Below are 22,548 nucleotides of genomic sequence, written 5' to 3' on the forward strand. Positions count from 1 at the left end.
GAACCCGGGGGACCGCCCGGTCGTTCTCCCGGGTGAGCATACGCAGCCGGAGGAGGGGCATTGGGCTGGCACTACAGCAAGTCGATCAAAGTGGGGCCGTTCCGGATCAACCTGTCGCGGCACGGCGTCGGTCACAGCTTCGGCAACCGGCGTTTCCGCGTCACGACCGGCCCTGACGGCCGCCGTCACGTGTCGGTGCACCTGCCGGGCGGCTTCCACCTCGGCAAGACGTTGGGGTCGGGCAGACACCACCGGCACTTCTAGACGTTAACCCGAACGGGCCTGCGCGCCGTCACGCGCGAGGGTGCCCCGAATTCCGGGGCACGTGCCGTCGCCGCTCACCCTCAGGCGACGATCGCGAGCAGCGTGGTCACCGCCGAGGCGAGCGCAGCGTCGCCCGACATGCCGGCGCGCTCGCGGGCCTGCTCGGGGGTGACGCCCCTGGTGGCCAGGCGCCAGAAGGTGTCCTGGTCCATCGAGACGCGGGCGGCGGGCTCCGCTCCGGCGGGGCACATCCTCAACCGGCCGTCCCGCCGGGCGGCGTGCCACCGGCCGCCGGCCGGCCCGGTCACCTCCAGCTCTACCGCCGTCCCCTCCGGGCGCTCCTCGGCACGCAGGGTGTACGGCAGAGCCCGCGCGAACAGGCCCAGCACCGGCCCCATCAGCTCGGGGTCGTCGGCTCCCGGAGCGGAGACGGCGTCGCGCACCTGCCGCAGCGCCTTCACGAACTCGCCGTTGACGCGCGCGAGGTAGGAGGTAGGCGGGCAATGTCTCGTCGTCGGCGAAGACGGCACGGAAGTAGCCGTCGCGGCTGCCGGAGAGCCGCCGCATGTAGTCGTTGAGCACGTGGGCGACCACGTCATGGACGTCCCAGCCGGGACAAACCGTCGGCCGCGACCAGTCCTCCGGTGCGAGCCTGCCGAGCAGTTCCAGCAGGGCCTGCCGCTCGCGCGGGAACAACGGGCGCACGTCGAGGGCGGGACCGAAGATCGTCATGCCCCCGACACTACGCGCGCATCCGGCCACTTGCGGAACCGGCCGTCCACAGCGGTCTCGGCGTCTGGGCCGCGAGGCCGGCCGCCACCTCGGCGGCGAGCTGGATGGTGCGGGCGGCGAGCGGGGAATGGCTGCGTCCGGCCGGCCAGTGCAGGTGGATCCGGCGTGGCGGGGGCGCTGGGCGTAGTTCGTGGACGTGGAGCCGGTCGTCGTTGTGGGCTCCGGCGCCGTGGACCACGAGCCAGGGCAGCACGACCGATCCCATGCCGGCCCGCACCATGGACAGCAGGGCCTCATTGCTCGCCGTGCGGAACACGATGCGCGGGCCGGCGCCGGCACGGGTCATCGCTTGTTCCATGGCCGGCTGGTCGCAGGTCAGCGGCCAGGCGACCATCGGCGCGGCGTCCAGCCTCCGCACGGCTACGGGTCCGTCGGGGAAGACGCCGGCACGGGCGACCAGCAGGTAGGGCTCGGCGAGCAGTTGGACGGATTCGACGTCGCCGTCGAGGCGCCCGTCGTAGAACAGCAGGTCCAGGTCCCCGATCCGCGGGTTCTCCGGCTCTTCCTCCGACAGGCGGATGTCGCAGCCGGGGAACTCCTCGCGCAGCCGCCGCAGGACGACCGGCAGGATCACGTTCGTCACGCTCTGGAAGGTTCCGATGTCGATACGGCTCTCGCCGGCCTGGAACCGCTCGATCGCCGCGTTCATCTCCTCGGCCTTGGCCAGCATCTCGCGCCCGCGGTCGAGCACCAGCGCGCCCAGCGGGGTGAGGCGAACGGGCCTGGGGCCTCCCGGCCGGTCGAAGACGGCCCCGCCGGCCGCCTTCTCGAGCGCCGCGATCTGCTGGCTGACGGTCGACTGGGTGTAGCCGAGCCGAGCGGCGGCCCGGCCGAACGATCCCTCGTCGGCGACGGCGGCCAGCGCGGTCAGGTGTCGCAGCTCGATGTCGGACACGAGCCCAGGCTAGCTCCATTCATGCGTGATAACGATTGACATGATAAGAAATCATCGCTTTTGACGATGTACCTGCGGGCCTAGGGTGATTGCCATGACGACGAGCCGGCTGCGCTGAGCCGACGCGGAGGTGATCGGTATGCCCATGGACTTGGACCACGAACTCCTCGACTACGAGGACCCGCTGCGGACCGCCGCAGCGCCCGCGCCCGGTGAGCGCATTCTCGACGTGGGGTGCGGCACCGGCGCCACCAGCCGGGACCTCGCGCCCGCGGCCGCTCCGGGTCGCGTCCTCGGAGTCGACATCAGCGCCGGCTCGCTGTCGCGTGCCGAGCGGCTGACCCGGGACGGGGGGATCGAGAACGTCGGCTACCTGTGTGCCGACGCCCAGACCCACCCGTGGCAGAAACCGGCCTTCGACCTGGTGGTCAGCCGGTTCGGGGTGATGTTCTTCGACGACCCACCGGCGGCGTTCGGCAATCTGCGCCGGGCATTGCGCCCTGGTGGGCGACTCGTGTTCCTGGCCTGGCAGGGGCGGCTGCGCAATGAGTGGGCGGTGCTCGCCGACCGCGTGTTCGACGGGGTCTTCGGGCCGCCGGACCGGCCGGCTCCCGAGGTCGGGCCGTTCTCCCTGGCCGACGAGCGCGCCACGCGGCGGTTGCTACGCGCCGGCGGCTTCGCGCGGGTCCGCCTGCACCCCGTGGACAGGCCGGTCCGCTACGGGAAAGACCTGGACGAGGCGGTGGAGTTCGTGAGCTGGTTCTCCAGTGCCCGCCTGGCCGAGCTGTCCTCCGCCCGGCGAGAGGCCGCTCTCGCGACGCTCCGTACCGAACTGGACGACCGCCGCGACCCCACCGGCGAGATCCGGCTCGGCGCGCGGGCCTGGCTGGTCACCGCGGAGAACCCCGCGAGCACACGGGAGAGCGCGGTCGGCAGGAGAGGCGACGAGCAATGAGCAGGTTCACCGCGGCTCGGAATCACCCTGCCCCGATCTCAGGAGTACCCATGGAGTGCCTGATCAAGCAGGCGACGGTCCACTACGTCGAGCATGGGACCGGCGTGCCGCTGGTCGCCTTGCACGGCGCGGGAGTCGATCACCGCGAGATCGAGGCGGCGATGGAGGCCATCGTCCCGAGAGACGGGTACCGCCGGATCTACCCGGACCTGCCCGGAATGGGCCACTCGACGAGCGACGGCCTGACCAGCAACAACGATGTCGTGGACCTGCTCGGCGACTTCATCGAACGCGTGGCGGGAGGGCCGGCCCTCGTGCTCGGACATTCCTACGGCGCCTACCTCGCCCGGGGCGTCGCCGCACGACGGCCCGACGTGGTGCTCGGCCTGGCGCTGATATGCCCCCTCGCGGAGCAGTCAACGGACGTGCCCGCGCCCACGGTGGTTCGCCAGGACCACAACGCCTACGACGACCTCGCGCCGGAGGACCGGCCGGGATTCGAGGAGTATTTCGTCGTGCGCACGCGTGCCACCGCCCGCCGGTACCGCGACCGCGTTGTTCCCTGCACGGCGCTCGCCGACGAGCTTGCGCCAGGGCGCATCTTCGCCGGATGGGCCATCGACGTCGGCCAGGACCCCTTCTCACCAGCGTCCTTGATCGTGGCCGGGCGGCAGGACTCGACCGTCGGGTACACCGACGCCGTGCAGTTGTTGGACCGCTACCCGCAGGCCGGCCTCGCCGTGATCGAAGGCGCCGGGCACGCGCTCCTGCATGAGCGGCCCGACCTCGTCGCCGTGCTCGTCGCCGACTGGCTCGATCGCGCGTCTCCGAGCGAGCACTGACCGCCGTATCCTGCCGCCCTTCGGAGCTCCGCGCATCAGGATCTGCGCGGCGAAAGTGGCCAGGAGAAGGTTCCGGCGGCCGCCCATGGCGATCGCAGGGTACGGCTGGTGCGCGGCGACGATCCGGCGTACCGCGGCTGAGATCGGCTCGGCCCGTCCCGACGTGGCGAAGAGGGCCACAACGGGGAAAGGCCACTCCGGAGAGTGGCCTTACGGTGGTGGAGCTATGGGGATTCGAACCCCAGACCTCCTCCATGCCATGGAGGCGCGCTACCAACTGCGCTATAGCCCCTTGCGATCACCAAGTGTATCGGAGTTCCGGAGCCCTTGTGTCACACCGGAGCGCCCGTGATACGTCTTAGACGTCATGTCGACGTTTGAGGAGCACAGGAGCCTGCTGGTCGCAGTCGCGTACCGGATCCTCGGCAGCGTGGCCGACGCCGAGGACGTCGTCCAGGAGGCGTGGCTGCGCTGGTCGAGGGTGGACGAGGCGGGCGTCGGCGACGCCAAGGCCTACCTGATCCGGGTGACGTCGCGGCTGGCCATCGACCGGCTGCGGTGGGCGAAGTCGCGGCGCGAGTCGTACGTCGGGCCGTGGTTGCCCGAGCCGATCAGCACCGCCCCCGACGCGGCCGAGCACGCCGAGCTGGCCGAGTCCGTGGAGCTGGCGCTGCTCGTGGTGCTGGAGACGCTGTCGCCGCTCGAACGGGCCGTGTTCGTGTTGCGGGAGGCGTTCGACCTGCCGTTCGCCGAGATCGCGGAGATCATCGCACGCAGCGAACCGGCCACCAGGCAGTTGGCCAGGCGGGCGCGCGAGCACGTACGCGAGAAGCGGCCGCGGTTCGACGTGGACCGCGAGCAGCGCAGGCGGATGACGGAGCGGTTCGCCAACGCCGCGGCCGAGGGGGACCTGGACACGCTGATCGCGATGTTCGCCGACGAGATCACGATGGTCACCGACGGCGGCGGCAAGGCCAGGGCCGCGCTGCGGACCATCAGGGGGGCGGAGAACGTCGGCCGCTTCCTGCTGTCGATCGGCCGCCCGGCGAACCTCGCCCGCTTCATGACGTCGGTCGGGCTGGCGCAGGAGGAGAGCATCTCGCTCGGCATGGCGGTGCTGAACAACGCTCCGTCGATCATGATTACGGGAGCCGGCCGGGTGGTGTCGGTCATGTCACTGGAGGTCAGGGACGGGAAGATCAGTACGGTCTACCTCATTGCCAACCCGGACAAGATCGCACATCTGGAGCCGGCTGCAAGCGAGGCCGGCTGACCGGTCAGGCGGCGCGGCTGATGGGAATACCCGCCTCCCGTACGAGTGCCGGCAGGTCCACGCCGGCGTCCGCGAGGATCGTGGCGGCGCCGTTGGCGGGGTCGGCGAGCAGGCCCCACAGCAGCCGCTCCCCCGTGACCGGCCCCGGCCGCCACGCCGCCACCTCGATGACCTTTCTGGCGTCTATGGCCAGCGGAAGCCGCCCGAGCGGCCCGTACAGGGTGACGCGGAGCGGGCGAACCCGCGAGCGGCGCAGGCTCCACAAGAGGGGATCGTCCGTCCCCGCCATGGTGCGGCGGCGCACCGCGTCGAGGTCGATGCCGAGCGTGGCCAGCAGCGAGCGCGGGTCGCCCACGCCGACGCGCTCGCGCACGTCGCCCGCGCGGGCGGTGAACGACGCGAGCGCGAACGGGCGCACCTCGGCCAGCGCCGACACCATCAGATCGGCGCCAAGCGCGGGCCGCCCGGCGTCGAGCGCGAGGATCCCCGCCCGCACCACGGCGATGCGGGCGCCTTCCGTGAACCTGGCGAACACGTGTTACCTCCTCGTCCTGCGGGCGTGCTTGCGGTGTGCGGTCTGCCGGCGCACCCCCAGCGCGTCGGCGATCCGCTCCCAGGACCACCCCTGCGCGCGGGCGTTGGAGACGTGTGCCGCCTCCAGTTCCTCCAGCAGGGCTCTGAGCGCGGCCACCGCCGCCAGCCCCACTTCGGGGTCGCGGTCGGCGGCCCTCCCGGCCACTTCGGTGACGTCCATAGCGTCAGCATATGCTGACATGCGCCCGCGCGTCAGCATATGCTGACGAATCACCTGTCCGGCTGTCGCACGTCACACCGGCCGCAGGTGGTGCGCATGGTCAGGGCCGCCTCCTCCAGCGTGAGCGCGACCTCGACCCGCCTGAGCTCTCCCGTACCGCGCACGTGGGTGCCGCCGCACGGGATGGACGCCTCACCCTCCGGCAAGGAGCACCGCCACGTACGGCGGGTGGTCAGCTCCGGCCCCGGCACGTCGACGGCGACCGGCGCTTCGGCGCCTGCCCACGCGGCGAGCCGCTCGTTCACGCGCCGGGTGACCTCCGCCAGGTCCAGCCCTTCGGCGGAGAACCCCTTCGCTCGACCGGGCCCCTGTGACGCAGTCGAGAACCGGCAGGCCCGCGATCGTGCCGCGATCGGCGGGCTGGTCGGGCCAGGTGTGGTCGAGGGGATGGAAGGGCGTCTCGGCGACGGCCAGGCCGTGCCGGTCCCCCACCGGCACGACCGCCGCGATCCGCGAGCGGCCGCTGGTCCGGCCGGACGGGAAGGTGACGACGGTGGATCTCATGCGCCGATCTTCCCAGCCGTGGCGAGCGGGCGCTCGTCCTCCAGGTAGCGGTCGCGGCCGGCGTACAGGCCGGTGCAGAGCTGCGCCACGAGGACCAGGAAGATCATCGTGTACGGCAGCGCCCACCCGCCCGTGGCCTCGCGCAGCACGCCGACCAGCAGCGGTCCCGCGCCCGAGATGAGGTAGCCGGCGCTCTGCCCGAAGGCCGACAGCGCGCCGGTGGCCTCCGGCGTACGGGTGCGCAGCGCCAGCATCATCAGCGCCAGCGGGAACGACCCCATGCCCACGGCCACCAGCACGATCCAGACCAGCGCCATGGACGCGGGCCCGAACCACAGCCCGAGGAAACCCGCCGCGTAGAACACCACGAGCCCCACCACGACGGGTCGCTGGTCGCGGAAGCGGGAGGCCACCATGGGCGTGGCGATGGAGACCGGGATGTTCAGCGCGGTGAACACCCCGAGGATGACCCCGGCCTGCGAGGTGGTGTAGCCGCTGTCGGTGAGGATGGTGGGGAGCCAGCCGAACATGATGTACGCGATCATCGACTGGGTGCCGAAATAGATCGCCACCATCCACGCCAGCCGGCTCCTGACCAGCACGCGCAGGCCCGTGTCCCGGACGCCCGTGTCCCGCGCCGGCTCACTGCGCAGCAGCGCGAACCACGGAACGGCGGCCACGGCGGCCAGTGCGGCCCACACGCCGAGCGCGATGTGCCAGTCGCCCGACGCGCGCTCGATCGGCACGGTCGCGGCGGCGGCCAGCATGGTGCCTGCCGCCAGGGCCGTGGTGTAGACGGTGGTCATGATCCCGGTGCGGGCCGGGAAGTGCCGCTTGATCAGCGTCGGGATGAGCACGTTGCCGACGGCCCCGCCGGACAGCGCGACCGCGCTGCTCAGCAGGAATATCTCGGCCGAGCCCGCCATTGACCTGAGGAGCATGCCCACGCCCAGCGTGACGAGGGCGAGCAGCAGCAGCCGGTGCTCACCCACGCGTCTGGCCATCGCGGGGGTGATCGCGCCCACGCTGGCGAAGGCCAGCACCGGCAGCGTCGTGAGCACGCCGGTGCCGACGCTCGACATGCCGAGGGCTCCGGCGAGCTGGTCGAGCAGCGGTCCCACGCTGGTGACGGCGGTACGCAGGTTGAGCGCGGCGAGGACGATCCCCAAAACGAGCAGCCAGGCGAGAGGGCTGGCACGGCCTCTGGTCTCTTGGGCGAGCACGCTCATGCGCCGGAGATCCTCCGTTCATCAAGTCATGGGACGAATCACCAGCCTAACAGGACCCAAACGACGATTTATTCCTGACCGATGACGGGACCGGCGGGAACCGGCAGGATCGACGACGGACCCCCGGGCCTGGCTCAGGCCCGGGGGCGGACGTTGGTTCCGAACGGGTGACGCCGGTCAGAGCATAGGACGCGGTCCCGCGGGCGGCGGGTCGTGCGGCGGCACCGGTCCGGGCGGCGGGAGCGTGCCTCCGGGAGGCGCGCCGCCGCCGCCCACGGTGCCGGGCGGCACCGACTGCTCCCCGCCATAGGTGGAGCCGCGCTGGTGCGGCCCCGGAACGTCGCCGCGCCAGCCGCCCGTCTCACGGCCGCGCGACTCGATGAACTCCTTGAAGCGGTTGAGGTCGTTCGTGACGCGCATGCGGACGATCTGCAGCCAGTCGCCCGCGGTCTCGACGAAGCCCTCGGGGTCGTACTCCATCTGGAGCGTGACCTTCGTCCTCGTGTCGTCGATGCGGTGGAAGGTCACCACGCCCGCCTGGTGCGGCTTGTCGATCGACCGCCAGGCCACGCGCTCGTCGGGATGCTGCTCGGTGATCTCGGCCTCGAACTCGCGCCTGACACCGGCGATCTCCACCACCCACGCCGTGCGCGTGTCGCCGATCTGCTTGACCGACTCCACGCCCTCCATGAACTCGGGGAAGCTCTCGAACTGCGTCCACTGGTTGTAGGCCACCGAGATGGGGGCCTCTACGTCTACGGAGTGTTCGATACTGCTCATGGATCAGCCACTGCCCCGGCGGGCACGGCGATAACGCCGCACCGGCCGCCGTCATCGTCGGCGCAGCAGCCAGTAGAGGCCCACCAGCGGCAGCACGAGGGGGATGAACAGGTAACCCCTGCCGTACGCCGACCAGACCGTCTCGTCGGGGAAGGCCGCCGGATCCACCAGGCTGGCGGTGCCGATGATCAGCACCCCGGCCAGCTCGATGCCGAGCGCGACCAGCGCGAGGCGCCGCGCGCCGCGCGCGAGCGCCACGGTGAGCACGATGTAGACCAGCGCCGCAAACGCCGACAGCGTGTAGGCCAGCGGCGCCTCGGAGAAACGGCCGGCGATCTGCACGGCCGCCCGCGCGCCCGCAGCCAGCGAGAACAGCCCGTAGACGGCGATCAGGGCACGCCCCGGCCCGGCGCCGATGGGTGCACTCACGCCACGCCCTGCCAGATCTGCATCAGGCGCCCGTTCATCACCGCGATCGCGAAGCCGGCCACGACCAGGATCGCCGGCCCCCACCTGCTCCGCTCGGCCAGCGCCAGGAACACCCCGGCGGGCGGGATCAGCACCCCGCCGCCGATGTACCCGAACAGCGTCACCTTGTCGCCGGGCCCCGCTCCGCCGGCCACCGCCGCGATCACGAGCCCGGCCTGAACGAGCAGGGTCACCTCCAGCAGGGCGAACCCGGACAGCAGCACCATGCCCATCGGCCGGTTGCGGATCGCGACGACCAGGCTCATCAACATGAGCAGCAGCGAGCCGGCGATGACGATCGTGGAGACGACGGTGTTCATCGCAGGTAAGGGTATCGCCCGCGCAGGTCGGCCTCGATTCCGTCCGGCAGCCAGGTGAGGCCGCGCTCGAAGTTGTCGTCGGCGCCCCCACACCCTCTGGGCGGGGGCCTGCTGCTGCCGGTCGGGCAGACGCTGCCGGCCGACCAGGCGGCGGGGCGGGAGTGGATGGGCCGCGCGATGGCCAGGCGGCGTCCGCGTTCTGGACCGCCATCGCGCTGGCCGCCGTCTCGCTGGCCCGATCGCGGTCATAGGATCGAGGACGTGGAGAGGATCCTCGTCAGCGCCTGCCTGATGGGGCGCAAGGTGCGCTACGACGGCGGCGCGAAGACCAGCTCCGACGCCTGGCTCGCCGCGTGGCGCGCGCAGGGGCGGCTGGTGCCGTTCTGTCCCGAGGTGGAGGGCGGGCTGCCGGTCCCGCGCCCGGCCGCCGAGATCGAGGACGCCGCGGGCGGCGCGGCCGTGCTCTCGGGCGCGGCCCGCGTGCTGGCGACCGACGGCTCCGACGTGACGGCCGCGTTCGTGGCGGGCGCGCGGTCGGCGCTCGCACTCGCGCGCTCGTCCGGCATCCGGATGGCGGTCCTCAAGGAGGGCAGCCCCTCGTGCGGCGTCCTTTCCGTCTACGACGGCAGCTTCGAGGGGCGGCGAGCGCCGGGCCAGGGCGTCACGACGGCGTTGCTGGAGCGGGACGGCATCCGGGTGTTCGGCGAGGACCACCTGGACGAGGCCGCCGCCTACCTGCGCACCCTGGAGACGTAGAAGGCCGCCGCGAGGCCCGCGGCGAGCACGGCCGCCATGGAGCCGTGATACCAGGCGAGCAGCGCCGAGCCCGCGTTCCCGCTGAGAGCCATGGCCAGGATCCCCAGCACCACCCCGCCCAGCGCCGCGGCGTGACTGTAGAGCAGCCCGTTCCAGGCCCAGAAGCGCCCGGACAGCGCACCATGGGCGCCGGCGAGCATGGCGGCCGCGCACAACGTCTCGACGAGCGCCGCCGGTATGATCACGGGCTCGTCCATCAGGCCCGGCGCGACCCCCCAATGCGGCAGCGCGAACGACAGGAAGACCAGCGCGTAGCAGGCCGATAGCCGGCCCAGCGCCCTGCGAAGAGCGTCCATGACAGCCACGCTGGCATCCGCCGCCGGCCGTGTCGTCGTCCCTAAGGAGTCGGCCCGGCTACGCCGTCAGGGGTAGGCAGCAGCCGTCTCACCAGGCGGATCACCTCATCGATCGTCACCCTGGCGTCCTCGCCGGTCTCGCACGCCGCGACCTCCCGGCCCGCCTCGCCCATCATGGTCGTGAGCAGCACGACGAGCACGTGGCTCTCGCGGGTGTCCGCCAGGCCGAGCAGGCGCTTGTTGCCGCCGATCCAGTCCCAGCCGCGCTGGCGGCGCAGCGTGACGAACTCGGTGGGACCGTCGTTCTCCAGGAACAACCTGGCCACCTCCCGCTGCTCCCACGAGCCCTCCAGGTAGGCGCGGGCGCCGGCGAGGAACCGTTCGCCCGTGCCCTCGGCCGCCTTGGCCGCCTTGGAGGTGTGCTCCTCCTGGCCGCGCATGAACCGCTCCCACAACGCCAGGAACAGGCCGGGCTTGCCGCCGAAATGGTGGTAGAGGCTGCCGACGCTGATGCCGGACGCCTCGACGATGTCGGCCACGGTCGCCTCGGCGTAGCCCTTGGCCAGGAAGACCTCGCGGGCGGCGCGCAGCAGCGTGTCACGGGTGCCGCTCGACCGGCTCCACCGTCGGCTCTTCATCGCATCTCCTTCGCCGGCGGGCGGTCGCGGCCGCCCAGAGTACTCCCGGCGGGCGGATGAGCAGAAAGATGTACGCCTGCTCTCGCTCCGCGGGAGGAGGCGGCGCCCTCACGGGCCCGCGAGGATCGACGGTATGACGATCGGCCTGCTGCTCACCCTCGCCGCCCTCGCGGTCGTCGACAGCACCAGCTTCGGCACCCTTGGCATCCCCGTCTACCTGCTGCTGGCCTCCGACCGGTCACGAGGGTCACGGCTGCTGATCTATCTGGCCACCGTGGCGCTCTTCTACTTCCTGGTCGGGGTCGCCCTCATGCTGGGGCTGTCCACGGTGATGGACGCCTTCGGCGACGTACTGCGCAGCGAACCCGCCTACTGGGTGCAGCTCGCGCTCGGCGTCGGGTTGTTCGCGCTCAGCTTCAGGTTCGACCCGAAGCGGCGCGCCAAGCTCGGCAAGCCGGAACGCCGGTTCGAGCCGCGGGCAGGCGGGCCGCGCACGATGGTGCTGCTGGGGCTGACAGCCGGGATGCTCGAGGTGGCCACGATGGTGCCGTACCTGGCCGCGATCGGCATCATGACGACCTCCGGGCTGACGGCCGGGCAGTGGGGGCCCTTGCTGGCGGCGTACGTGCTGGTGATGGTCCTTCCGCCGCTGGCGCTCATGGGACTGCGCGGCCTCGCGGGGGCGTGGCTGGAGCCGAAGCTGGTACGGCTGCGCGGGTGGCTGACCAGGCATGCGGCCTCGGCCCTGAGCTGGGGGCTGGCGATCGTCGGTTTCCTGCTGGCGCGCGACGCGGCGGTGTTCCTGTTCCTGCGGTGACCCCGGCGGCGCGGGCGGGCAGCGCCGGAAGAGTCCGGTCCGGGCGGCTCGGGGGCAGTTGTCCAGACACCTCTAGGATCAAACACCGGGGGGTGAACTGTCATGCTGCGGGCTTTCCTGAGAACCGAGGCGGGCAGCACGACCGTGCTGCTCGGCGCGACCGTGCTCGCCCTCGTGTGGGCCAACTCCCCCTGGGGCGACACGTACGAGGCCTTCTGGCACATCCCGACAGGCATCTCCTTCGGGGATGCGCTGTTCTCCCTCGACCTGCGGCACTGGGTCAACGACGGTCTGATGGCCGTCTTCTTCTTCCTCATCGGGCTCGAGGTGTCGTACGAGGTGCGGCTCGGCCAGCTGCGCGACCGCCGCCTCCTGGCCGTGCCCGCCCTGGCGGCCCTGGGCGGGATCCTTGTCCCGGCCGGGATCTATCTGCTGCTGAACTTCGGCGGGCCCGGCGAGGTCGGGTGGGGCGTGCCGATCGCCACCGACACCGCCTTCGTGCTGGGCGTGCTCGCCGTCGTGGGGGCCCGCTGCCCCGATCCGCTGCGGGCGTTCCTGATGACGCTGGCCATCGTGGACGACGTGCTGGCGATCCTCGTCATCGCGATCTTCTACACCGACAGCCTGTCCGTCCCCGCGCTCCTCAGCGCGTTCGCGCTGCTCGCCGCCATCCTGACGCTGCGGAAGCTGAAGATCTGGCGGGCGCCCGCCTACATCGTGCTGGGCTTCGGGCTGTGGGTGGCCACGCTGGAGAGCGGCATCCACCCCACGCTGGTCGGCATCGCGCTGGGGGTCCTGGTCTTCGTCTACGCGCCGACCGACCAGAAGCTGCTGCTCGCCGGCGAGGCCGTACAGTCGTTCACCAGCTCGCCGAGCGCGCGGGCCGCCAGGGAGGCCACGCTGCGGGTGCAGCGGGCCGTCTCGGTCAACGAGCGGCTGCGGCTGCGGCTGCAGCCGTGGAGCTCCTACGTCATCGTGCCGGTCTTCGCGCTGGCCAACGCCGGGGTGCTGCTGGACGGCGAGTCCTTGCGGGCCGCCCTCACCTCGCCTGTTTCCATCGGGGTGACGCTGGGGCTCGTGGTGGGCAAGTTCGTCGGCATCTCGCTGGGCACGTGGGTGCCGCTGCGGTTCGGATGGGGCTCCCTGCCGGGCAACCTGGTGTGGGGGCAGTTGTTCGGCGGCGCGGCGGTCTCCGGGATCGGCTTCACCGTGTCCCTGTTCATCGTGGACCTGGCCTTCGACGACAATCCGGGCATCCAGTCACAGGCGAAGATCGGGATCCTGGCGGGGTCCCTGCTGTCCGCGGTGCTGGGCTGGCTGATCTTCAAACTGGCCTGGGACCGCGGCGGGGTGTGCGCGCCGCCCGAGGCCGAGCCCGAGGAGGATCTGCCCGAGCTGCTCTCCGTACCCGTGGGGTCCGCCGACCATGTACGCGGCCCGGCGAAGGCCAGGGTGACGATCGTGGAGTACGGCGACTTCGAGTGCCCCTACTGCGGACGCCTCCACCCGGTCCTGGAGGAGCTGCGCAAGAAGAACCCCGACGTGCGGGTGGTCTTCCGGAATTTCCCGCTGCGCACCCTGCATCCGCGGTCCGCGCCCGCCGCGGTGGTGGCGGAGTCCGCGGCCGATGCGGGCAGGTTCTGGGAGATGCACGACATCCTCTACGACAACCAGCGTTTCCTCACCGACGCCGACCTCGAGCACTACGCCGCCCAGCTCGACGTCGAACCCTGGACGGACGTGCCCCGCCACACCGCCAGGATCGCCGCCGACGAGGCCTCCGGCCGGGGGAGCGGCGTACGCGGGACCCCGACCCTCTTCCTCAACGGCGTGCGCTACCAAGGCGCCCTGGACCTCGGCTCGATCAGCAAGGCGGTGGACGAGGCCCGGCGATCCGCTACCGTCGAGCAGACCCCACAACCCCCGGAGTAGGCCTCATGCTCAGTGTGATCAGCATCATCTTCCCTCTCGTCATGGTCGTCGTGCTGGTGGGCGGCGTCATCGTGACGGCTATGAACCGACGGGCCCATGGGCGCGGCGCGACTCTGGGCATGGCGGGCTGCGCCGTCCTGCTCGTGGGGGTGCTGCTCAACGTCGTCCTCGGCTTTGTCGCCGGCTCGTTGTACGAGGCCCTGGGCGCGGGCGGCGCCGCCATGCTCATGAGCGCCGTGGGCATGCTCTTCAACGCGGCCGGCACCGGCCTGCTGATCGCGGGCGTGATCGCCCGGCGTGACCCGCAGCAGCCGCACTACCCGCATTCCGGCCAGGGGCAGGGCTGGCAGCAGCCGGTCCAGCACCAGCAGCCCCACCCCCAGCAACCCCCGCAGCAGGGATGGCAGCAGCCTCCCTACGGCAACCAGGGCTGAAGCCACCCAGCTCAGACGCGGACCACGATCTTTCCCCGCGTGTGTCCGCGCTCGGCGTGTGCGTGCGCTTCCGCGATCCGTTCGATGGGGTACGTCCGCTCGATGCGCGGTGTGTAGCGGCCCTGCCGGCCGAGTCCGCCCGCTTCGGCGAGGAGCGTGGAGTCGTTCTCCGCGTCGGCCAGATGCACACCCAGGCGGTGCGCGTTGGCGTGGTCGGCGACCGTCGACACACGAGCAGGGTCGCCCACGATCGCGATGAGGTCGGGCAGGGAGCCGGAGGCCGCGGTGTCGAGCGCGATGTCGACACCGTCCGGCGCCAGGGTGGCCAGGCGCTCCGCGAGGCCGGTGCCATAGGTGGTGGGAACGGCTCCGAGGGAGGTGAAACTCGTGGTTGCGCTCGCTGGCCGTCCCGATCACGGTGGCGCCCTGAGCCACCGCGATCTCGACCGCGGCACTGCCCACGCCTCCGGCCGCGCCCTCGATGAGAAGGGTGCGCCCCGCAGGGGACCGAGCACCCTCAGCCCGCCCATAGCGGTCACGGATGCCAGACCGGCGCCGGCGGCCTCCTCGCCGGTCCACGTGACGGGCGCGTGGGCCCAGGCCGAGAGCACGGCCAGCTCCGCTGTCGCGCCGGTGACGCCGCCCAGTCCGAAGACACGGTCGCCGATGCTCACCCCCTGCACGCCCTCACCGGTCCCGTCGACCACGCCTACGGCATCACGCCCAGGAATCGCGGGCAGCTCCAGGGGGATCACCTCGTGCAACGCGCCGGACCGCGCCTTCCAGTCGATGGGATTGACGCTGGCGGCCTCGACGCGGATGCGGATCTCGCCGGGCCCGGGATGTGGGTCCGGCACCTGCTCGACCACGAGGGTCTCCACACCGCCGTACTCGTGAAATCGGACTGCGCGCATGACGTTGTTCCTTGTCTGCTCCACGCCTGCCGCAGCCCCAGTGGCCAGCGGCATTACCCCGACACTGCCGTCGGCCGGGTCCGGCTGATCCAGCAGCTGTACGCCGCGGGCCTGCCGAGCAGAGTGGTCCGCGAGGTGCTGCCGTGCGTGGACTCGGGTGAGGCGCAAGCGCCCCCGGCGCTCCTGGACCGGCTGACGACCGAGCGTGTCCGCATCGACCAGCGGATCAACGACCTGCTCGCCGCGCGCGACCGGCTCGACGACATGATCGCCGGCGCGAGCGACCCTGAATCCGACTGCTCCCACGTGCGGTGAGGATCTGAGCCGTCGCCGGCAGGTCAGTGCGCATCAGGAGGTCGCCGCCGACGGCCGCGCCTGCCACACCCCTGGATCAGCATCCTGACCTGATCCAACCATCTCGAAAGCGCGTATTGAGTGTGACAATGTGGGCGTAACTCACACATGCGTGAGGGAATCATGACGCGAGAGCAGCCAGGCGGCCAGGGACCTGATCCCAACCGGACGATCAGGCACCGGTTCCCTCACCCGGCCCCGCCGCCCGGCCCGCCCCCGCAGGGCACGCCGGAGTCGCCGTTCACCCAGCGCCTGCCCTACACGCCCGACATGCTGCCCGACGTGCCCACCTACGAGGCCAGGCCGCCCAGGTCCGGCTGGTGGTGGGTGATCCTGGCCGGAGGGCTGGTGCTGCTGATCGCGGCGGCGGCCCTGGCGGCGGTGTTGTGGGCGGAGAGCAACGCCGACGCCGCGACACGGGCCCTCCAGGCAGGAAGCGTCGTCACCCGCGCGTGAGCTCCGGCGTCTCCGCCTGCCAGCAGTGCGTCCAGCGGCCCTCGCCCAGCTCCGTACGCCCCGGCACCTCGGTCGAGCACACCGGCAGCGCCACCGGGCAGCGCGGATGGAAACGGCACCCGCCGGGCGGGTCGATGAGGCTGGGCGGCTCACCGTGCCGGGCGGTGTCGCGCGGCGTCACCCGGTCAGGGTCCGGCGCCGACTCCAGCAGCAGCCGCGTGTACGGGTGCCGGGGCGACTGGGTGACCGCCTCACTGGGCCCGCTCTCGATGAGCCTGCCCGCGTACATCACCGTGATGTCCTCGGCGAAGTAGCGGGCACTGGCGATGTCGTGCGTGATGTAGAGCAGCGCCAGCCCGCTCTCCTTGGCCAGGTCCTCCAGCAGCCGCAGCACGCCCAGCCTGATCGACACGTCCAGCATCGACACGGGCTCGTCGGCGATCAGCGCGACGGGCTCGACGGCCAGCGCCCGCGCGATCGCCACCCGCTGTCGCTGCCCGCCGGACAGCTCGTGGGGCAGTTTGTCCATGAACTGCTCCACCGGCGTGAGGCTCACCCGTTCGAGCGGCTCGGCGACCCTCCTGTGCTCCTCCTCGTCCGAGCGGACGTGCCCGTGGATGCGCAGCGGCCTGGCCAGGTGGTAGCGCACCCGGTGGAAGGGGTTCAGCGAGGAGAACGGGTCCTGGAAGATCAGCTGCACCTGGCGCCGGTAGTCGCGGAACGCCGCCCCGCGATGCGCCCGCACCGGCTCTCCGCGCAGCAGCAGCTCTCCTGACGTGGCCGGGTAGACCTGCGCGAGCAGCCGGGCCACCGTACTCTTGCCGCAGCCGCTCTCCCCCACGAGCGCCGACACCGAGCCGGCGCGCAGCGCGATCGACACGTCCTCCACGGCGCGCACGGGCGGCCGCTTCCCCAGCCGCCCCCTCGGCCCGCGGGCCGAGGTGAAGTGCTTGGTGAGGTTACGGCCCTCAAGAACGATCATGATGTTTCCTCCACACCGCGGCCTCCGTTCAGCAGGCACGCCACCTCGCCGTCCGAGCCGTCCGAGCCGTTCGGCCCGCGTGTCAGCAGCGGCAGCCGCGTGGAGCACTCCTCCACGGCCCGCCCGCAGCGCGGGTGGAAGGCGCAGCCGGGCGGCAGCGAACGCAGGTCGGGCGGGGTTCCGGGGATGCCGAGCAGTTCCTCGCGGGGCCCGTGCAGTCGGGGGAACGAACGGAGCAGACCCAGCGTGTACGGGTGCCGCGGCGTCCTGTGCAGCGCCTCGGCCGTGCCGGTCTCGACGACGCGGCCCGCGTACATGATGGCGATCCTGTCGGAGATCTCCATGAGCAGCGACAGGTCGTGCGTGATGAACACGACCGCGAAGCCGTACTCCTCCCTGAGCGCCCTGATCTCGTGGAGGATGTCGCGCTGCACCACCACGTCGAGCGCGGTGGTCGGCTCGTCCATGATGATGACCTCGGGGTTGAGGGCGAGCGCGATCGCGATGGCGGCGCGCTGCCGCATGCCGCCCGACAGCTCGTGCGGGTACGACCGCCGCCGGTCGGCGCTGATGCCGACGCGCTGCAGCAGTTCGACGGCCCGCTCGGACCGGTCGTTGCGCGACATCTTGGGGGCGTGGACGCGCAGCACGTCTTCGATCTGGGCACCGACGGTGCTGACCGGGTTGAGCGAGTTCATGGCGCTCTGGAAGACGACGGCCAGCTCCTTCCAGCGGAAGGCGCGCAGTTCGTCCCGCTTGAGGGCGAGCACGTCGACGGCGGTGCCGTCCTGGCGGTGGTAGACCACCGAACCGGAGGTGATCGCGGCGGGCGGGCGCAGCAGCCGGGCGACGGCGTTGGCCAGCGTGGACTTGCCGCTGCCGCTCTCCCCGGCGAGGCCGAGGATCTCCCCCCGCCGCAGGTCGAGCGAGACGTCGGCGACGGCGTGCACGGCGCCGCTCTGCGACAGGTAGTCGACGCCGAGGTCGCGGATCTCCAGGACGTTCATGTACGGGCCTTCCGAGGCGCCTTGACCTTGATCGTGCGCAGGCGGGGGTTGGCGATCTCGTCGATGCCGAAGTTCACCAGCGCGAGGCCGGTGCCGATGAGCGCGATGCACAACCCCGGTGGGATGAACCACCACCATGCCCCGATGAGCAGCGCCTGCCCGTTCTGCGCGAAGTACAGCATGCTGCCCCAGCTGACCGTGGACAGGTCGGCCAGGCCCAGGAAGGACAGCCCGGCCTCGGCCAGGATGGCGGCGACCACGGTGGCCAGGAAGCTGGTGGCGATGACGGGCAGCAGCACCGGCATGATCTCGAAGAAGATGATCCGCAGCGGCCCTTCGCCGCTGGCCCTGGCGGCCTGGACGAAGTCGCGCCGCCGGATCGAGAGGGTCTGGGCGCGCAGCACGCGGGCGCCCCATGCCCAGCCGGTGACCGCGATCACCACCGCCACGGAGCCGACGCCGCGCTGCGGCAGGTAACCGGCCAGCACGATGATCAACGGGAGGGCGGGCAGCACCAGGAAGATGTTGGTGAGCACGGACAGCACCTCGTCGACCGCGCCGCCGAAATAGCCGCCGACGAGTCCGACGAGGATCGCGAGCAGGTTGGCGATGACGGCCGACAACACGCCGATGCCCATCGAGATGCGGGCCCCGTACACGATCTGGGTGAGGATGTCCTGGCCGGTCTGCGTGGTGCCGAGCCAGTGCTCGGCCGACGGGCCCTGCAGCCCGTCGTCGCTGGTGGCGGCGGGGTCGGCCCCGATGAGCAGCGGCCCGGCCAGGGCCATCAGCGCGAAGAAGACGAGAATGCCGAAGCCGATCTTGATCTTCATTCGGACTCCTGCCTGGTCCGCGGGTCGAGCACGACGTACGCCAGGTCGGCCAGGAAGTTGGCGACGAGCACGGCCAGCGAGATGACGAGGAAGATGCCCTGCATGAGCGGGAAGTCCTCGTTCTCTACGCCTTTGAGCAACATCGACCCGATCCCGGGGTACGAGAAGACGATCTCGGTCAGCACCGACCCGCCGACCACGAAGCCGAGCGAGAGGGCGAAGCTGGTGATGTTGGGCAGGATCGCGTTGCGGGCCGCGTACGCCCACATGACCCGCCGCGAGGTGAGCCCCTTCGCCTCGGCCATGACCACGTAGTCCTCGCCCAGCGTCGTCACCATGACGTTGCGCATGCCGAGGATGCGGTCGGCCATCGAGGCGATCACGATCGTGACGGCGGGCAGCGCCGCGTGGTAGAGCACGCTCGCCGCGAACTCGCCGGTCATGCCGGGCATCACGTCCAGCCCGTACGCCCGCGACACGGGGAACCACTGCAGGGTCACGCCGAAGACGAAGACGAGCGCCAGCGCCACCCAGAAGTACGGCACCGCGTGCATGAACGTGGCCGCGGGCAGCACCCCGTCGAGCCAGGTGCCGCGCCTCCAAGCCATGAGCACGCCGAGCGAGGTGCCGATGAGGTAGCTGATCAGCGTGGCCACCCCGACGAGCCCGACCGTCCACGGCAGGCTGTCGGCGATGACCGTGGACACCTCGGTGGGGAAGAACGTGATCGAACGGCCCAGTTCGCCGCGCGCGAGGTTGCCGAGGTAGTCGAGGTACTGCTGCCACAGGCTGGCGTCGCTGATGCCGAACGCGCGGCGCATCGCGTCGATGGCCTCCGGTTCGACGTTGCCCTTCATCCTGGCCACCAGCAGTTCCACCGGATCCCCCGGCATGAGCCGGGGGATCAGGAAGTTGAGCGTGATGGCGGCCCACGCCGTCAGGAGGTAGAAGCCGAGCCGCCGGGCCAGGAACCTCACTTGGCGGCCGGTCTCAGACGCAGCAGCACGACGGCCGCGTCGGGCGAGGTGTACGGCGACGGCATCGCGTACGGGTCCTGCTCGGACGGCCAGCCGACGTACTTGTTCGTGCGGTACTGCGACCAGGACGGGCTGTAGAACAGCGGCAGGGTGGGCAGCTTCTCCACCATGATCTTGCCGAGTCCCTGCGTGGCCTTCTGCTGCTCGGCCTCGTCCTCGGTGGCGGCGTACTCCTCGATCAGCCGGTCGGTCTCGGCGTCCTTCCAGCGCTGGTAGTTGCCGGTGGCCGACTCGCCGACGGGCTCGGCCAGGCCGCCGAAGAGCATCGAGCGCATCTGGTAGTAGGGGGTCGGGCCTGCCGCGGTGGCCCTGATCGACAGCTCGTAGTTGCCCTTGCCGACCTTGGAAACCCAGTCCTGGAACGCCACGCCCCTGGTGTCGACCGTGATGCCGATCTTGGCAAGGTCCTCCCTGATGAGCTGCGCCGCGTTGACCCAGTCGGTGAACGGCGAGGGCACCAGCAGCGTGAACTTCAGCTTGGCCGGATCGACGCCCTTCAGCAGCTCCTTGGCCTTGGTCAGGTCCATCTTGAAGGCCGCGTCCTTGTACTCGGGCGGCACGTACGCCTCCCCGCCCGGCATCGGCACGCCGGTCGGATGCGCGACCTTGGTGTAACCGCGCTCGGCCACCCGCACGATCTTGTCGCGGTCGATGGCGAGGCTGATGGCCTGGCGCACCTCCGGCTTGGACAGGATCGGGTGGGTCAGGTTGGGCAGCAGCGTCACCACGCCCTCGGGCGGGAAGAAGAACTTGTTCTGCTCCGGCTTGCCCTGCACGTAGATCTTCTGGATGTCCGGCACGAACGCGCCCGCCCAGTCGACCTCGCCCTGCTGCAGCGCCGTCTGGACGGCGTTGGCGGTGTACGCGGGGAACCGCAGCACCGGCACCTCAGGCTTGCCCGGCTGCCAGTAGTTGGGGTTCTTGACCAGTTCGTACAGCTGGGCCGAGAACTTCGACAGCGTGTAGGGGCCGGTGCCGACCGGCTTGGTGTTGGTGAAGGTGACCGGGTCCTTTTGCTTCTCCCACAGGTGCTTGGGCACGATCGGCGAGTTGCCCGCGATGTTGAACAGCTTGGCGTAGGAGGTCTTCTCGAAGTCGATCCGCACCTTGTCCGGCGCCAGCGCCTCGGCGTCGGAGATCTCCAGCGCGTTCCTGTTGAGCTCCGGATTGTCCTTGAGCATCTTGAACGTGAAGGCGACGTCGTCGGCCGTGAACGGCTTCCCGTCGGTCCACTTCACGCCCTGGCGAAGGGTGAACGTGACCGACTTGCCCTTGTCAGACCATTCGTGCTTCAACGCCAGCCACGGCGTGATCTCGCCGGGCTTGAGCTTGTTGAAGTACATGAGGGTCTCGTGGATCATCCCGCTCGTCCCGAAGTTCACGCCTTCGAGGTGGTACGGGTTGAAGTCCTCCTGGAACGTGCCCGAGTCCACGGCATGGATGATCAGCGGCGGGGCGTTCTCACCTCCGCCGCTCCCGCCGTTGCCCCCACCGGAGCAGCCGGCGAGGGCGAGGGCGGCGAACACCGCCACCAGACGTTTGACAGGGGGCCTGATCATTGGGGGGCTGCCTTTCCGAAATACTTCGTCCGGAGGACGCGCGAACCCTTCGGGGCGGCGAACGCCTGCGCGCGGCCGAATCCGGCTGGTGCGCCGCGCACGACGGTCAGTGCGCGGTAGTAGTCGACGAACGGGAAGCCGTAGGTCTCGCCTCTGGCGTAGGCGTAGCCGGTGATCGCCTGCGACCAGATCTCGTACGCCTCCTCGCTCAGCTCGACGAACACGTCGGGAGCGAACCCCTCGGCGTCCTCCCAGTTGTCGGCGTAGTAGAGCTCGCTCGCCCAGTAGGCGGGCTGCTCGCGTTCGAGGGTCTTCAACCCGCCGTAGAAGCGGGCGTCCTCGACGATGCGGTGGGTGCGGGCGTGGTCCTTGTGGATGGACGCGCTCCAATGGGTCAGGATGACGTCCGGCCGCAGCTCTCTGATCTGGTCGCCGACGCGCATCTTGACCTCGTCGTCCTCCGGCAGCAGGCCGTCCTCGTAGTCGAGGAAGCGCACGCCGGCGCCGATCCGCTCGGCGAACGTCTCGGCCTCCTCGCGCTTCTGCTTGCCGTATTCGGCCACCGGCACGCGGGGATGGCCGCGCTCGCCGAGCGTCAGGTGCAGCAGCGTCGCGCGGTCGCCGCGCAGGACGTGCTGGGCGAGCACCGCGCCCGCGGTCAGGTCGAGGTCGCCCGCGTGGGCGCCGATGGCCAGAACGTGCGTCATGCTTGTCGCCTCATCACGTGGAACCGCCTGGTGATCTCGTAACCAGCCTTGGTGTAGAGGTGGCCGGCGGGGCTGGTCTCGCCGGTCCACAGGAACCACGACGAGTGAAGCCCTTCGGCCCGCATCATCGTCATGGTGAGATGGAGAAGGATCTTGCCGAGGCCGGTGCCTCGCTGCCCCGGGTCGACGCCGAAGGGGCCGAACCGCTCGGGAATGCCGCGGTAGGCCGCGTAGAGGGCGAAGCCCACGATGCCGTCCTTCTCCGCGATCACGATGCGCCCGGGGTCGCGGTGGTGACGGATCGCCTCACCCCAGTCGGGGTTGAAGGCGTCGGCGGCGAAGCGGATCAGCTGCGGCAGCTCGCCCACGGCAGGGCTGCGGAAGGCGTACCCTTCGCTCTCGCGCCTGGCGCGCAGCTCGTGCACGTCGTCCGGGGTCACGTAGCCGACGAGCGTGCGGTCCATCGCGACCGGCGAGTACAACGTGCGGAAGCCCATCGCCTCCAGCAGCCGGAAGCCGGCGGGGTAGAGCTCCGGGTCGGCACCCGGCAACACATAGTTCGGCGTATACGACGAAAAATCCACCCTCGACCGGCCGGCACCCTCCAGGAACGCCAGCGCCTCCCCCACC

The 22,548-nt window shown here is 70.9% G+C and carries 28 protein-coding genes, 1 tRNA gene and 1 pseudogene; 10 read left to right on the forward strand and 20 right to left on the reverse strand.

Translation table 11 applies throughout. The features are described from left to right. Positions 1-60 precede the first annotated feature (60 nt). Positions 61-264 carry a DUF4236 domain-containing protein gene (locus GUY59_RS37390; protein WP_138202058.1) on the forward strand — a complete coding sequence of 68 codons (204 nt, stop codon included), beginning with the start codon at positions 61-63 and terminating at the stop codon, positions 262-264. A 3-nt stretch (positions 265-267) separates the two neighbouring features. Here the strand turns inward: GUY59_RS37390 and GUY59_RS51535 are convergent, their stop codons facing one another. Continuing rightward, entirely contained in the window at positions 268-996 is a 729-nt protein-coding gene (locus GUY59_RS51535) for a maleylpyruvate isomerase N-terminal domain-containing protein (RefSeq protein WP_138202059.1), read from the reverse strand. Between the two features lie 10 nt (positions 997-1,006). Beyond that, positions 1,007-1,951, reverse strand: a complete 945-nt coding sequence (locus tag GUY59_RS37400; RefSeq protein WP_138202060.1) for a LysR family transcriptional regulator — start codon at positions 1,949-1,951, stop codon at positions 1,007-1,009. A gap of 139 nt (positions 1,952-2,090) precedes the next feature. On the opposite strand from GUY59_RS37400, the gene GUY59_RS37405 reads away from it, so the two are divergent. Then, complete coding sequence (locus GUY59_RS37405) at positions 2,091-2,906, forward strand: class I SAM-dependent methyltransferase (protein WP_138202061.1); 816 nt, start codon at positions 2,091-2,093, stop codon at positions 2,904-2,906. Between the two features lie 50 nt (positions 2,907-2,956). After that, complete coding sequence (locus GUY59_RS37410; RefSeq protein WP_138202062.1) at positions 2,957-3,748, forward strand: alpha/beta fold hydrolase; 792 nt, start codon at positions 2,957-2,959, stop codon at positions 3,746-3,748. Between the two features lie 216 nt (positions 3,749-3,964). On the opposite strand, the gene GUY59_RS37415 is transcribed toward GUY59_RS37410, so the two are convergent. Continuing rightward, positions 3,965-4,040: transfer RNA gene (locus GUY59_RS37415), tRNA-Ala, on the reverse strand. Positions 4,041-4,115: 75 nt separating this feature from the next. On the opposite strand from GUY59_RS37415, the gene sigJ reads away from it, so the two are divergent. Further along, a complete protein-coding gene (gene sigJ / locus GUY59_RS37420; RefSeq protein ID WP_138202063.1) occupies positions 4,116-5,021 on the forward strand; it encodes an RNA polymerase sigma factor SigJ in 906 nt (301 codons plus the stop codon). Between the two features lie 4 nt (positions 5,022-5,025). Here the strand turns inward: sigJ and GUY59_RS51000 are convergent, their stop codons facing one another. From GUY59_RS51000 to GUY59_RS37455, 7 genes are all read right to left on the reverse strand, one after another. Next, positions 5,026-5,556, reverse strand: coding sequence for a Clp protease N-terminal domain-containing protein (locus GUY59_RS51000; protein ID WP_138202064.1), 531 nt, complete (start codon positions 5,554-5,556; stop codon positions 5,026-5,028). Between the two features lie 3 nt (positions 5,557-5,559). Beyond that, complete coding sequence (locus GUY59_RS37430) at positions 5,560-5,775, reverse strand: helix-turn-helix domain-containing protein (RefSeq protein ID WP_132337703.1); 216 nt, start codon at positions 5,773-5,775, stop codon at positions 5,560-5,562. Between the two features lie 50 nt (positions 5,776-5,825). Further along, entirely contained in the window at positions 5,826-6,080 is a 255-nt protein-coding gene (locus tag GUY59_RS49355) for a hypothetical protein (protein WP_138202065.1), read from the reverse strand. Between the two features lie 255 nt (positions 6,081-6,335). After that, positions 6,336-7,568 (reverse strand): CynX/NimT family MFS transporter, encoded by a 1,233-nt coding sequence (locus tag GUY59_RS37440; protein ID WP_138202066.1) that lies wholly within the window; start codon positions 7,566-7,568, stop codon positions 6,336-6,338. Between the two features lie 177 nt (positions 7,569-7,745). Beyond that, complete coding sequence (locus GUY59_RS37445) at positions 7,746-8,348, reverse strand: SRPBCC family protein (RefSeq protein ID WP_138202067.1); 603 nt, start codon at positions 8,346-8,348, stop codon at positions 7,746-7,748. A gap of 51 nt (positions 8,349-8,399) precedes the next feature. Then, positions 8,400-8,777 (reverse strand): hypothetical protein, encoded by a 378-nt coding sequence (locus GUY59_RS37450; protein WP_132337711.1) that lies wholly within the window; start codon positions 8,775-8,777, stop codon positions 8,400-8,402. Beyond that, positions 8,774-9,136 (reverse strand): hypothetical protein, encoded by a 363-nt coding sequence (locus GUY59_RS37455; protein ID WP_132337713.1) that lies wholly within the window; start codon positions 9,134-9,136, stop codon positions 8,774-8,776. The genes GUY59_RS37450 and GUY59_RS37455 overlap by 4 nt, the downstream gene beginning before the upstream one ends. A 261-nt stretch (positions 9,137-9,397) precedes the next feature. Here GUY59_RS37455 and GUY59_RS37460 point away from each other — a divergent pair, with 261 nt between their 5' ends. Then, complete coding sequence (locus GUY59_RS37460; protein ID WP_138202068.1) at positions 9,398-9,892, forward strand: DUF523 domain-containing protein; 495 nt, start codon at positions 9,398-9,400, stop codon at positions 9,890-9,892. Here the strand turns inward: GUY59_RS37460 and GUY59_RS37465 are convergent. After that, positions 9,868-10,248 carry a hypothetical protein gene (locus GUY59_RS37465; RefSeq protein ID WP_132341824.1) on the reverse strand — a complete coding sequence of 127 codons (381 nt, stop codon included), beginning with the start codon at positions 10,246-10,248 and terminating at the stop codon, positions 9,868-9,870. The two genes, GUY59_RS37460 and GUY59_RS37465, sit on opposite strands and share 25 nt — an antisense overlap. A 41-nt stretch (positions 10,249-10,289) precedes the next feature. Continuing rightward, positions 10,290-10,886, reverse strand: a complete 597-nt coding sequence (locus GUY59_RS37470; protein WP_138202069.1) for a TetR/AcrR family transcriptional regulator — start codon at positions 10,884-10,886, stop codon at positions 10,290-10,292. Between the two features lie 133 nt (positions 10,887-11,019). On the opposite strand from GUY59_RS37470, the gene GUY59_RS37475 reads away from it, so the two are divergent. The 3 genes from GUY59_RS37475 (at position 11,020) to GUY59_RS37485 (ending at position 14,069) form a co-directional block, all read left to right on the forward strand. Continuing rightward, positions 11,020-11,703, forward strand: coding sequence for a GAP family protein (locus GUY59_RS37475; protein ID WP_138202070.1), 684 nt, complete (start codon positions 11,020-11,022; stop codon positions 11,701-11,703). A gap of 102 nt (positions 11,704-11,805) precedes the next feature. Continuing rightward, positions 11,806-13,635, forward strand: a complete 1,830-nt coding sequence (gene nhaA / locus GUY59_RS37480) for a Na+/H+ antiporter NhaA (RefSeq protein WP_138202071.1) — start codon at positions 11,806-11,808, stop codon at positions 13,633-13,635. Positions 13,636-13,640: 5 nt separating this feature from the next. Then, on the forward strand, positions 13,641-14,069 hold the full coding sequence (locus GUY59_RS37485) for a hypothetical protein (protein ID WP_138202072.1): 429 nt from the start codon (positions 13,641-13,643) through the stop codon (positions 14,067-14,069). Between the two features lie 11 nt (positions 14,070-14,080). Here GUY59_RS37485 and GUY59_RS51540 read toward each other — a convergent pair. Next, positions 14,081-14,983: pseudogene (locus GUY59_RS51540) on the reverse strand (NADP-dependent oxidoreductase). Here GUY59_RS51540 and GUY59_RS37495 point away from each other — a divergent pair. Both GUY59_RS37495 and GUY59_RS37500 read left to right on the forward strand, forming a co-directional pair. Next, entirely contained in the window at positions 14,912-15,298 is a 387-nt protein-coding gene (locus GUY59_RS37495; RefSeq protein WP_138202073.1) for a MerR family DNA-binding protein, read from the forward strand. The pseudogene GUY59_RS51540 and the gene GUY59_RS37495 sit on opposite strands and share 72 nt — an antisense overlap. Before the next feature lie 162 nt (positions 15,299-15,460). Beyond that, positions 15,461-15,793, forward strand: a complete 333-nt coding sequence (locus GUY59_RS37500; RefSeq protein ID WP_138202074.1) for a hypothetical protein — start codon at positions 15,461-15,463, stop codon at positions 15,791-15,793. On the opposite strand, the gene GUY59_RS37505 is transcribed toward GUY59_RS37500, so the two are convergent. The 7 genes from GUY59_RS37505 to GUY59_RS37535 form a co-directional block, all read right to left on the reverse strand. Further along, positions 15,780-16,775: an ABC transporter ATP-binding protein gene (locus GUY59_RS37505; RefSeq protein ID WP_138202075.1), complete on the reverse strand. Its 996-nt coding sequence runs from the start codon at positions 16,773-16,775 to the stop codon at positions 15,780-15,782. The two genes, GUY59_RS37500 and GUY59_RS37505, sit on opposite strands and share 14 nt — an antisense overlap. Then, positions 16,772-17,782: an ABC transporter ATP-binding protein gene (locus tag GUY59_RS37510; protein WP_138202076.1), complete on the reverse strand. Its 1,011-nt coding sequence runs from the start codon at positions 17,780-17,782 to the stop codon at positions 16,772-16,774. Before GUY59_RS37510 ends, GUY59_RS37505 begins: the two co-directional genes overlap by 4 nt. Continuing rightward, a complete protein-coding gene (locus GUY59_RS37515) occupies positions 17,779-18,615 on the reverse strand; it encodes an ABC transporter permease (RefSeq protein WP_132341498.1) in 837 nt (278 codons plus the stop codon). Before GUY59_RS37515 ends, GUY59_RS37510 begins: the two co-directional genes overlap by 4 nt. Next, a complete protein-coding gene (locus GUY59_RS37520; protein WP_132341496.1) occupies positions 18,612-19,592 on the reverse strand; it encodes an ABC transporter permease in 981 nt (326 codons plus the stop codon). The genes GUY59_RS37515 and GUY59_RS37520 overlap by 4 nt, the downstream gene beginning before the upstream one ends. Further along, positions 19,589-21,211 carry an ABC transporter substrate-binding protein gene (locus GUY59_RS37525; RefSeq protein ID WP_138202077.1) on the reverse strand — a complete coding sequence of 541 codons (1,623 nt, stop codon included), beginning with the start codon at positions 21,209-21,211 and terminating at the stop codon, positions 19,589-19,591. Before GUY59_RS37525 ends, GUY59_RS37520 begins: the two co-directional genes overlap by 4 nt. Beyond that, a complete protein-coding gene (locus tag GUY59_RS37530; protein ID WP_138202078.1) occupies positions 21,208-21,918 on the reverse strand; it encodes a PIG-L deacetylase family protein in 711 nt (236 codons plus the stop codon). Before GUY59_RS37530 ends, GUY59_RS37525 begins: the two co-directional genes overlap by 4 nt. Next, positions 21,915-22,548, reverse strand: a 634-nt coding sequence (locus GUY59_RS37535; protein WP_236667873.1) for a GNAT family N-acetyltransferase, incomplete at its 5' end; no start/stop codon positions are given. The genes GUY59_RS37535 and GUY59_RS37530, both read right to left, overlap by 4 nt.

The sequence above is a fragment of the Nonomuraea sp. K271 genome (assembly GCF_009908215.1).
Taxonomy (GTDB): Bacteria; Actinomycetota; Actinomycetes; order Streptosporangiales; family Streptosporangiaceae; genus Nonomuraea; species Nonomuraea longispora.